The 10911-nt window shown below is 47.9% G+C and carries 12 protein-coding genes and 1 tRNA gene; 4 read left to right on the top strand and 9 right to left on the bottom strand.

The window, feature by feature from the left end; all coding sequences use genetic code 11:
* Window positions 1-196: 196 nt before the first annotated feature.
* Window positions 197-270: transfer RNA gene (locus TCA2_RS25825), tRNA-Arg, on the bottom strand.
* A 141-nt stretch (window positions 271-411) separates the two neighbouring features.
* Between TCA2_RS25825 and TCA2_RS25830 the strand changes: the two genes are divergently transcribed.
* Window positions 412-705, top strand: coding sequence for a DUF4870 domain-containing protein (locus TCA2_RS25830; RefSeq protein ID WP_047914484.1), 294 nt, complete (start codon window positions 412-414; stop codon window positions 703-705).
* 78 nt (window positions 706-783) lie between these two features.
* Here TCA2_RS25830 and mgtE read toward each other — a convergent pair whose 3' ends face one another.
* The 4 genes from mgtE to TCA2_RS25845 all read right to left on the bottom strand — a co-directional run bounded on the left by mgtE (window position 784) and on the right by TCA2_RS25845 (window position 3367).
* On the bottom strand, window positions 784-2163 hold the full coding sequence (gene mgtE / locus TCA2_RS25835) for a magnesium transporter (RefSeq protein WP_047914485.1): 1380 nt from the start codon (window positions 2161-2163) through the stop codon (window positions 784-786).
* 224 nt (window positions 2164-2387) lie between these two features.
* On the bottom strand, window positions 2388-2522 hold the full coding sequence (locus tag TCA2_RS27950) for a hypothetical protein (protein ID WP_256209896.1): 135 nt from the start codon (window positions 2520-2522) through the stop codon (window positions 2388-2390).
* Window positions 2523-2644: 122 nt separating this feature from the next.
* A complete protein-coding gene (locus tag TCA2_RS25840; protein WP_047914486.1) occupies window positions 2645-2995 on the bottom strand; it encodes a hypothetical protein in 351 nt (116 codons plus the stop codon).
* A 42-nt stretch (window positions 2996-3037) separates the two neighbouring features.
* Window positions 3038-3367: a hypothetical protein gene (locus TCA2_RS25845; RefSeq protein WP_047914487.1), complete on the bottom strand. Its 330-nt coding sequence runs from the start codon at window positions 3365-3367 to the stop codon at window positions 3038-3040.
* A 189-nt stretch (window positions 3368-3556) separates the two neighbouring features.
* Here TCA2_RS25845 and asnB point away from each other — a divergent pair, with 189 nt between their 5' ends.
* On the top strand, window positions 3557-5401 hold the full coding sequence (asnB, locus tag TCA2_RS25850) for an asparagine synthase (glutamine-hydrolyzing) (RefSeq protein ID WP_047914488.1): 1845 nt from the start codon (window positions 3557-3559) through the stop codon (window positions 5399-5401).
* An 80-nt stretch (window positions 5402-5481) separates the two neighbouring features.
* Here the strand turns inward: asnB and TCA2_RS25855 are convergent, their stop codons facing one another.
* The 3 genes from TCA2_RS25855 to TCA2_RS25865 all read right to left on the bottom strand — a co-directional run bounded on the left by TCA2_RS25855 (window position 5482) and on the right by TCA2_RS25865 (window position 8020).
* The gene (locus TCA2_RS25855) at window positions 5482-6108 is read right to left on the bottom strand and encodes an XTP/dITP diphosphatase (RefSeq protein WP_047914489.1); all 627 of its coding nucleotides are present in this window, start codon (window positions 6106-6108) and stop codon (window positions 5482-5484) included.
* A gap of 8 nt (window positions 6109-6116) precedes the next feature.
* A complete protein-coding gene (rph, locus tag TCA2_RS25860; protein WP_047914490.1) occupies window positions 6117-6872 on the bottom strand; it encodes a ribonuclease PH in 756 nt (251 codons plus the stop codon).
* A gap of 92 nt (window positions 6873-6964) precedes the next feature.
* Window positions 6965-8020 (bottom strand): GerMN domain-containing protein, encoded by a 1056-nt coding sequence (locus TCA2_RS25865; protein ID WP_047914491.1) that lies wholly within the window; start codon window positions 8018-8020, stop codon window positions 6965-6967.
* 163 nt (window positions 8021-8183) lie between these two features.
* Between TCA2_RS25865 and TCA2_RS25870 the strand changes: the two genes are divergently transcribed.
* On the top strand, window positions 8184-8744 hold the full coding sequence (locus TCA2_RS25870; RefSeq protein ID WP_047914492.1) for a phosphatidylglycerophosphatase A: 561 nt from the start codon (window positions 8184-8186) through the stop codon (window positions 8742-8744).
* 107 nt (window positions 8745-8851) lie between these two features.
* Here the strand turns inward: TCA2_RS25870 and TCA2_RS25875 are convergent, their stop codons facing one another.
* Entirely contained in the window at window positions 8852-9844 is a 993-nt protein-coding gene (locus tag TCA2_RS25875) for an MBL fold metallo-hydrolase (RefSeq protein ID WP_047914493.1), read from the bottom strand.
* Between the two features lie 137 nt (window positions 9845-9981).
* Here TCA2_RS25875 and TCA2_RS25880 point away from each other — a divergent pair, with 137 nt between their 5' ends.
* Window positions 9982-10860 carry a DUF72 domain-containing protein gene (locus TCA2_RS25880; protein WP_047914494.1) on the top strand — a complete coding sequence of 293 codons (879 nt, stop codon included), beginning with the start codon at window positions 9982-9984 and terminating at the stop codon, window positions 10858-10860.
* Window positions 10861-10911 lie beyond the last annotated feature (51 nt).

Below are 10911 nucleotides of genomic sequence, written 5' to 3' on the forward strand. Positions count from 1 at the left end.
TTGGGGATCTCATCCCCACGGACGCAAAAAAGAGACACCCTTTCGGTTGTCTCTCACCGTCCCAGTCGGGGTACAGCCTTACGGCTGACTGCGATGCGATTGCTATCGATGCCTATGCTCCGACGAACCCCCATTTGGGGTTCTCATCCCCGCGGACGCAAAAAAGAGACACCCTTTCGGTTGTCTCTCTTTTTTACGTCCCAGGAGGGATTCGAACCCCCGACCGACGGCTTAGAAGGCCGTTGCTCTATCCTGCTGAGCTACTGGGACAAGATATGTACTTATTTTCACAGTGCGATATTTATTATATCGTATAATCTGTATTTGTCAAAGTATTTTTTATGTATCATCACATGCGATGAAGGGTAATATGATTTAAATATTAGGAAAATTCAAAAGGAGCGTTATTTCATGCGACAGCTGTTATCTTCCCTTAGTTATTTCAGTATCTTTTTTGCCCCCTTTCTATTTCCATTAATTGTATGGATTGTAGCCAAGGATGATTACATAACTAAACATGCGAAACGCGCATTATTCTCACATGTATTCCCTTTCATTGCAGCGATTCCACTGCTCTACTTTCTGTTCACCGCAGACCATCCTGCCTCGATTCTAGGATATATCATTGTGTTTTTTGTCATCTATTTCGGTTCGTTTATTTATAACATTTATCAGGGGATTAAATCATTAAGAGAAGCAGCATAACAACGATTAAGCCAATGCCGTTCACAGTAAAACCAGCCTCTCGGGCTGGTTTTTATTTATGTCATCTGAATGATTGACTTATACCAGATATGAAATAAACAACGTGGCCGTACCAAAATACACCGTCAAAGAAAATAAATCGTTCAACGTCGTAATAAGAGGGCCCGATGCAACTGCCGGATCGATCTTCAGCTTATGCAGCAGAATAGGAATAATCGTCCCAGCCATCGTACCAATCACAATGGTTAGGATCAGAGAGAAGCCGATAACAGCACCTAGAGCAAAGCTGCTCTGCCAAATTCCCGCCACAAGCGCTACGCTGATTCCACAAACGGCCCCAATCGTAAATCCGACTCTAAGCTCTCTCCATAATAAACGTAATATGGCTCCTCCGCTCATTTTGTTCTGTGGTGTCAGCCCTCGAATCACGACCGCAAGTGATTGTGTGCCCGTATTCCCGGTCATTCCTGCGATCATCGGCATGAAGAATGTAAGTGCCACCACTTGACTGAGCGTCCCCTGAAATATGCTTATAATACTTCCAGATAGCAGCCCAAGGAATAACAGCATAATTAGCCAAGGAAGTCTTCTTTTGGCCGCCGTCAAGAAATGTGTGTTAAAATCAATCGTTTTATCAGTACCCGCCAGCTTGTTAATATCCTCGTTCGCTTCCTCCCTCAAGACGTCCAGCACGTCGTCAAACGTAACCACTCCAATCAATTTGCCTGCGGTATCCTCAACCGGGATCGACACGAGATCATATTGTTCGAATAAGTGCGCGACGGCCTCCTGGTCCATGTCCGCTGATACCTTGACCACATTTTCTCTCATCAAATGTTCGATAAGCTCTGTATCTGAAGCAAGCACAAGATCTCTATAGGTGGTGAGTCCTATAACTTCTTTGTTTTCATCTAATACATAGAGATCCTGTACATCGTTGGTTAGGTCTGCAAAATGCTTCACCTTTTCCACTGCCTCACGAACCGTATATTTGGCATAGAACCATACATAACGGTTGGTCATGATACCGCCGGCTGTCTCCGGTCCATAATTCATTAGCTCCCTTACGGTCTCCCGCTCAGAAGCCTCCATGATTGAGAGCATGTACTCTCTAACTTCATCTGTCATCTCGCCCATCAAATCGGCCAAATCGTCGTTATCCATTCGATTCAGCACCTGAGCTGCGCGATCCTTACTCAGAATATATAAAGCTTCAATTTCTACTTCGGGCTCAAGCTCGCTCAGCATGTCAGCTAATAGCTCCGTATCCAGCGCATCCATAAATCGAGGCCGGTAAGCTTCATTTAATGCTAAATAGATGGTGGCCAGGTCATATGCTTCCCACTCTTCAAATTCATCGTGCATCTCTTCTATGCTGCCGCGCCTGACAGCGTCCTCTATACTGAGGGTTAGATTGTGCAAATCCTGTTCTCTGCTCCGAATATCGATATCGTTCATATGTCGTTCACCTTCAATCTGTAATTAATCTGAACTGCTGCTCCTGTATCCTTCCTTATGCGTTTACCCTGCTGTATAGGTATAAAATCATGTTCAAGCCTATTTCGTGATATGTATTCCTCTGCAATATCCCGTATTGAGCCTCAAGATGAGCACTTATTTTTATAATAGACAGCCTCCATCCTTTCATCACTGAAAGAATGGAGGCCTGTGTGCAGCCCGGATTAGTTGCTGCTTCCTAAACGTGCTCTGTTCAGTTGCCGCTGGTGATTTTTATTCTTCGCAAGTACTTCACTAGCAAATTCATTTGCCAAACCGTGACGGTATTTCTTCGTTACCTTGTACTTTGAAGCCATCATATTCACCTCCCCGGGATACATGAAGTATTATGTGTAATAAATGTACGGAGTATTTTCTAATCACAAAAAAAGACTGCAAAGAAATTGGTGTTAACCATCCCATTTGCAGCCTCGTGTAATGTTTATTTTTGCAATTTACTCAAAATATCCTGGTTTAACGTCCCGTAATTCAATAAGGACTGGAGGAACTGTCCCTTCTCCTGCTCGGCCGTTACAACCTGACTGTTCTCAAACGCAACTGCTGTCGCATCCTCAAACGCTGCATTTTGATTATCATTGTACCAATCCAGAGCCAAATCATGATGATTACGCACGACTCTGTGCAGATCAAGTCCTGCTCCATTCGCATTCTGAGCCACATATACAAGCAATGAAGGATCTCCCGCCTGTCCCGGCTCCACCGCTACTTCCACACAAGGCACCCCATTTAATTCCGTGGTATTCGTAATTTTGGCATTTTGAATCACATACATGAGCCCATCTCCTGTTCTTATGTTAGGTTAATCAAGTTACGTTCATTCATTCCCGTTAATACTGTGACGGACAACCCCATATTGCGCCAAGTGACTGCGAGTTTCGCGCGTACCCAGCTGATAAATCTCGTTATACACGTTCTGAAGTGCTTCCTCATATAACGAGTTGACGGAGGCCTCTTCGGTGTCCGGCCAAGGGAAGATATAACCCGGGAAGGCCTCTTCTTCTTTTTCCTGCATCAAGCTAAGGAGCCCTCTCAAATAATCTGCTTGCTCTGGCGTCGCCTCAATCACCCATTCGTAGGATGCTGCCTGCTGATCGTTCAGAACAGAACGTCCGCCAACAGAAACAAAATACAGGCTTCTTGTCAAAATTCATCGCTCCCAACCCTAATATGCTCGCCTCTTATAGTTTCGGATGTGGACAGACATTTTATGCCTAATTTCGGCATATATTTGCTAGTACTGCTCGTGTAGAAAAAAGGGGATGAGGCATGACCGCTCTCCACACGCTGTTATATGAGCCTCTGAGAAGTTACGTAAAAGAAAGGATGAACAGTCATGTGCGGTATAACAGGATTTATACAATGGAATCGTGATCTTACCCAAGAATCAGAACTGCTTGTCCGCATGACGGAAAGTATGTCAAATCGCGGACCCGATGCCGGCGGAACCTGGATCTCGAATCCTTGTGCCTTTGGCCATCGCAGACTGAGTGTTATGGACCCGGAGAATGGGGCCCAGCCGATGATCATGAATCATGGAGATACGCAATATACCGTTGTTTATAATGGAGAGCTGTACAATGCACCTGAGCTCAAAAAAGAGCTGGAGAACCGTGGACATCATTTCAAAACCAATTGTGACACCGAGGTGCTGCTTGCCAGCTATGCGGAATGGGGACCTGAATGTGTTGAACGATTTAATGGGATATTTGCCTTTGTCATTTGGGATAGCGGACGCGAGCATATATTCATGGCCAGAGACCGGCTTGGAGTAAAGCCTCTATTCTATAGTGATCAGGGAGATTTGCTCGTGTTCGGCTCGGAGCCCAAGGCACTGCTGCTGCATCCAGCGGTCGAAGCGGTCGTGGGACCTGAGGGCTTGGCTGAAGTATTCATCATTGGACCGGCAAGAACACCAGGTCATGGCGTATATTCCTCAATGAAGGAGCTTCGCGCCGGGCATGCAGCCACTTTTAACAGAAATGGATTCCGTTCTTACGCCTATTGGAAGCTCGTCAGCCAGCCTCATGAAGACGATGTGGATGCTACGGCGGCACAGGTTAGAAGTCTGCTCATTGACACCCTTGAACGACAGCTTGCTTCGGATGTACCGTTAGGCTCCTTACTATCCGGGGGATTGGATTCCAGCGCCTTGTCTGCCTTGGCCGTAGCGTACTACAAGAGAAACGGGCAAGGGAATATTGACACCTTCTCTGTCGATTATGTAGATAACGACAAGCATTTTAAAGCCCACTCCTTCCAGCCCAATTCAGATGCTCCTTATATCCAGCGAATGGTCGATGAGCTGAAGACGAATCATCATTTTATGGAGTTTGATACGGCGGAGGTTGTGGAAGCCTTGAACGCATCTACGCTCGCCCGAGATTTACCGGGGATGACGGATGTCGATTCGTCGCTTTATTTATTTTGCCGGGAAATCAAAAAGAAGGCGACCGTTGCCATATCGGGTGAAGCTGCTGACGAAGTATTCGGCGGATATCCATGGTTTCACCGCGACGAAATGCTGAACTCGGGTACATTCCCTTGGGCTGTCGCCCCGAAGATGAGAGCGAGTCTCCTGTCCCCGGATATCTCAGAATGGACGCGTCCGCTTGAATACTTGAATGACCGTTATTCAGATGCGGTGGCAGAGACTCCTCTTCTCGCTGGAGAGACCGGCAAAGCAGCACAGATGCGTGTCATGTCTTATCTTAATATCACTCGGTTCATGCCCACTCTGCTTGACCGCAAGGACCGGATGAGTATGGGGGTCGGGCTCGAAGTCCGAGTTCCTTATTGCGATCATAGGCTTGTGGAATATGTATTTAACATTCCTTGGGAGCTTAAGATTACAGGCAATCGGGAAAAAGGAATTCTGCGTAAGGCATTGGAAGGTATCCTGCCTGATGACGTGCTCTATCGCAAAAAAAGTCCTTATCCAAAGACGCATAATCCCGCTTATCTAGAGAGCGTTCGGCAGCAACTGCTGGATGTGCTGGATGATCCCTCATCTCCAGTGCTGCCCCTGCTGGATGTTAAGAAAATCAAGGAAATTGCAGCCTCCAAAGAGGCTTCTTCCAATAATCCTTGGTTTGGCCAGCTGATGTCCGGACCTCAGTTATTTGCTTACCTGACTCAGGTAAACAACTGGTTAAAGACTTATAAAGTGTCTATTCGGTAAGTGTAAGCACCCGGCAAGCACAAAGAGACCTGCTGTTAACAGCAGGTCTCTTTGAAGTATATGACGATCATAATCGGGTATTAACCGCCGAGCTTGGTCATTAAGTCCCGAAGCGCTGCTCCGCGATGGCTGATTGCTTGCTTCTGATCCATGCTGAGCTCCGCCATGGTCTTCTCATAGCTTGGAAGATAGAAGAGCGGATCATAACCGAAACCGCCGCATCCGGCGGTTTCGGAAGTGATGAAGCCCTCAACTGTACCATAGGATTCCAGCTTCTCTCCCGTTGCCGGATCATACAGCACGAGTGAACAGACAAACCGGGCAGGGCTAAGGAGCGGCTGCTCCGTATCCTCTCCCAGCTTGCGTGATTCAAGCTCGCTTAGCAGCTTCTCATTATTATCCGCGTCGGCAGCGCCTTCGCCGGCATACCGTGCCGAGTATACGCCTGGGGCGCCATCCAGAAGATCCACGCATAATCCGGAATCATCGGCGAGAACAGGCAGGCCAAGGGTATCGCCTACGGTTTTCGCCTTTTTCCATGCATTCTCGGCAAATGTCGTGCCATCCTCCACCACATCAGGAACATCCGGGTAATCGTACATGCTCTTGACCTCTTTGCCAATCCGGGCAAAAGCGTGGGCAAACTCACGAACTTTTCCTTTGTTTTTGGTAGCGACGATAATGACTGGGCTGTCCAAATTGTTCATGCTGTCGATTAAGCCTCCCCAATCTTACGGGAACCGATCTTAAGCGCAATGGGTCCCAGCACTTCCTTCTGCTTCTCGATCATCTGAAGAATACCGTGCTCGCCAAGGCTGAGCAGTTCATCCAGCTCTTTGCGGCTGAAGGGTCTGTCTTCCCCGGTCCCTTGCAGCTCTACGAATTCTCCGCTTCCGGTCATCACGATATTCATATCCACTTTGGCTTTGGAGTCTTCCTCATAGTTAAGGTCAAGCAGTGCCTTGTCCTGAACAACACCGACACTGACAGAAGCCAGAAAATCTGTAATAGGAAACACCGGCAGCCGGTGCTGCTGTGCTAATTTGTCCATCGCAATCGCCATGGCGACAAATGAACCGGTAATCGAGGTTGTACGGGTTCCTCCATCTGCCTGAATGACATCACAGTCTAAAGTAATCGTACGCTCTCCAAGCGCATGCAGGTCAACGACGGATCTTAATGCGCGTCCAATCAGGCGCTGAATTTCCATCGTACGTCCACTTAGCTTGCCGCGAGCTGCCTCGCGTTGATTCCGAGTCTGTGTTGCTCTAGGAAGCATGGAGTACTCGGCTGTCACCCAGCCCTTGCCTTGTCCTTTCATGAAATGGGGCACCTTCTCGTCTACTGTAGCTGTACATATGACTTTGGTATCTCCTACTTCTATGAATACGGAGCCTTCCGCAAATTTGTTGGTACCCACTGTCATTGTGATCGGTCGCAGCTGTTCGCTGGTACGTCCGTTAGATCTCATGATATTGCCTCCTACGTCTTAAGCGTCCTGTATTAGTCCTTATCATTCTACCAAAATGCTTTTGTAAAAGCACCCTTTACAAATGCGATTCCTTAGATACCGATCTCATTAATATATTCCGGTTTCGTCACAGGCTCGCCATAGTTCTGTTCATCTGTACCTATCACCGTTTGCTGATCATTAAACGTAATTTGCACCTTCGTATCAGCATTGCCTGAATTATCCGCCACCGTTAAGACAACCGATTGAAGCAGCTCTGTCGGGATCGGGTCGCCTTCTGTAAACATCTCGTCTTTCAGCGCTACCGAGACTGTTCCATCCTCGCCAGTGACAACCGACTCCAGCAATGTTGCCGTGGTCAGCACCATCTCGAGCCCTTCACTTTCAGGACCTTTAATCAGCTCAGATAATGCGGACTCCACACGATTCGTGCTCGGCTCAACCAGTCTTGTTACCGGTACATAATACTGTTCCCCTGCAGGCGATTCATCAGAGAAATACACGGTGACCGGACTCGAATTCGTGCTCAAATGATTACCCAGATCCAAATTGATGCCTATTCCACGTGTGAGCGATTGAGCCATCGGCGTTCCATTCACGGGCATCTCATTCAGTTTTTTGCCATCTACCCAGAGCTGTACGTTCTGAATATCCGGATTTCCGGTAAGGGTCCAGGTCACCGCCTCCATAATTTGACGCTCTTCCTCTGGCATGTATTCCGTGAATTTGGAGTTGAATTCAACAACGGCCAGCTTCTCCTCCGGTGTAACCGTCACATCCATCACTTCGGTTCCTTGAGGAAGCACGCCCGTAAAGCCATCAGGCATGTATCCCGAGTAAGCACCGCCCGAGACAAGTGCTGCAAGTGAGGATTCCACAAAAGTAAGATCTGGGAGAGCCGGAAGTGACATTGAAACCGGAGCAAGCAGTCCATTCTGATCTTTCAGATATACCGTCATCTGCTCCGTCTGAACCATCTCTCCGTTGCCTTCTGCAGCCTGAATCATGGCAGACTCAAGGATCGGCGGGGGGGCATCAACACTTTCGGATGTTTGAGAAGAGAGGATACTGCATCCGGTGAGCAGCACAGGAACGGTAAGCAGCCCTGCTGCAGATATCATTTTAACCTTGCGATGGAAACGGCTCATGTGAAAAGTCCTCCTAACAATTTTGTACAGTTTGTACTACTATGTATACGAGCTCTAATAGAAAAAATGCCTTAACATGATCTACTGAAATCAAAAAGTCCAAAATCGGTTATGTTAATTTAGAACTTACTAAATTGACATGAAGAGGAGCGGTTAGATACCAATGGAGAAAATCCCTTACAGTCTGAACAGCAGAAAAGTAGCGGAGGCCACCTGGGAGTGGCTCGAAAAAAGAGGCGTTAAAATTCCTGAGATCGCAGAGCTGGTCATGCTGCTGCAGAAGGACTATTATCCTGATCTAACAATGGAAGAATGCATACATAACGTGGAGCAGGTGCTCAGTAAACGCGAGGTACAGAATGCGGTTCTAACCGGTATACAGCTGGACCTGCTCGCCGAAGAGGGCAAGCTGATTCAGCCTTTGCAGGATATGATACGATACGATGAAGGCCTGTACGGGGTCGATGAGATCCTGGCGTTCTCTATCGTGAACGTGTACGGAAGCATTGGATTTACGAACTATGGATATGTAGATAAATTGAAGCCTGGAGTGCTCGTGCGGCTGAATGATAAATCAGATCAGCATATCCACACCTTTCTGGATGACATTGTCGGTGCAGTTGCCGCATCCGCCAGCAGCCGGATTGCCCATCGGAAACAGGCTGAACGCGAAGCTGAACTTGGAGATGAGCCTGTTAAAGATGATGCCGAAGAGGAATTATAAGATTAGCAGGCGGAGAATATGTATGAAACAAAAAAGGTACCGTTCACCCGTGATCGGTACCTTTTTTGACGTGTATGCTAGCAAATTACCATCCGAATGATTCGAAGTCATCTTCGTGTAAACTTCACTATTCGCTCTCTCGACTCTGGCAGTTTCATGACAGCCCTGCCCTGCCGTACCAATTCATCCAAATGCGCCAATGTCTCTGCCATAGCAAACCGCATTTGATGAATACCAAACTTCGTCCCGAACAGCTTCACACAGACCTCAAAAGCCGTCTTCTCCCCCTCCTGCAGCATCCCTTCCATCTCATCCAGACGTTCCTCATGATGCTTCAGCAGTCCTTGAATACGACTCTCAAAGCCAGTGAAAGGATGGCGATGTCCCGCAAAGGCTCTGCTCACCTTCAGTCCCGACAACTCATGCAGTCCCTCAATAAAATGGCGCAACGGCTGTTCATCACTTCCGGGCAGCAGGCTAACATTCGGTGAGATTTGGGGAAGAACGGCATCTCCACAGAGGATGATTCCCGTGCTTTCTTCATAAAAAGACAGATGACCCGGTGCATGTCCACCTGTTTCGATCACTGAGAACTGCCTTCCCGCCATCCTAAATTGTTGATCTTCTATATAACTAACCATTGGCGCAGGCAGCACCTCGCTGTCAAAGCTCTCTAGATGGGGTCTTAGCTGCTGTGCCCATTCCTCTGTCATGCCGTGTGTTCTGAAAAAATTGGGCAGCTGATCGTTGATATCTGCAGCTTCTCCCCACATATACTGGACTTCTGTATGCGCCCTCTTCGACATCCACACGCTTGCTCCACTCTGCTCCTGCATCCAGCCTGAAAGACCATAGTGATCGGGATGATGATGCGTCAGCACAATGTGCTTAATATCGTGCTTCGGATGAATGGCAAGCTCGGACCAGACCTTGTCCCACTCTGCCTCTGTTACAGGGGAGCGCGGCCCTGGATCAACAATCGTGACTCCGTCATCTCCTCGAAGTATGTAACTGTTCACCCATCTAAGCGGGAATGACATCGTGATCTTGACCTGGATAATTCCTTCTTGTTCGTGATGTGTCCATTCCGGCAGTTTCATGAATGGCCTCCTTCCTATGACGTCATTCTAAAGGATACTCCATAATCGACCGGTTTGAACATGGTAGAAATCATGATTTATAATGACCCAATACAGCTTAATAATAAGTACAACCCTTATTGAAGGAGGGATGTCCGATGATTAACATCGGTCTGACCGGCTGGGGAGACCATGACGACTTATATTTGCCCGGTACGAAGCCGAAGGACAAGCTGATCGAATATAGTGCCCATTTTCCGGTGGTAGAAGTCGACAGCTCCTTCTATGCAGTGCAGCCGGCGGAGAGAATGGCAAGATGGACGGAGGAAACACCTGATCAATTCTCCTTCATTGTCAAGGCCTATCAAGGCATGACCGGTCACCTGCGCGGTAAGCCCTATTTCCCGGATACAGACACCATGTATGCCGCTTTTATGGAGTCGCTTGCCCCCATGATCGAGAAAGGTAAAATGAAAGCCGTATTGTTTCAGTTTCCACCTTGGTTTGATTGTAATCGAGAGAACGTAGGTACACTTCGCAGTATCAAGGGGCGCATGCAGCATATTCCTTGTGCACTAGAATTCAGACACCGCAGCTGGTTTGAAGGTGAGATGCTGCATAGAACGCTTGCCTTTATGAAAAAAGAAGGCTGGATCCACAGCATCTGCGACGAACCGAACGCAGGGCAAGGCTCCATCCCGACCGTACTGAGCGCGACAGATGCAGATCTCAGCATCGTGCGATTCCATGGGCGGAACGCATCCGGCTGGCATCAGAGCGGAGCTCCAAATTGGCGGGAGGTAAGATATCTCTATCGATACAATAAGGAGGAGCTCTCTGAATGGAAGGAACGACTGGATCAACTTGAGAAGCAAAGTCAGGAGATTTGCGTCGTGTTCAATAACAACTCCGGCGGAGATGCCGCAGCAAACGCTAAGCAGCTCATGACCATGCTCGGCATGACACCGCAGCCGCTGGCATCTGAAGTGATCCGGAAGAAGCAGGAGGAAGAACCGGAGCAGCTGGAGTTATTTTAAATAATCGCGGCTCATTTATTTATCAAAATCAATAAAGCCTCTTCTGTTACG

It is taken from the genome of Paenibacillus sp. TCA20 (assembly GCF_000732325.1).
GTDB classification, from domain to species: Bacteria; Bacillota; Bacilli; order Paenibacillales; family Paenibacillaceae; genus Paenibacillus; species Paenibacillus urinalis.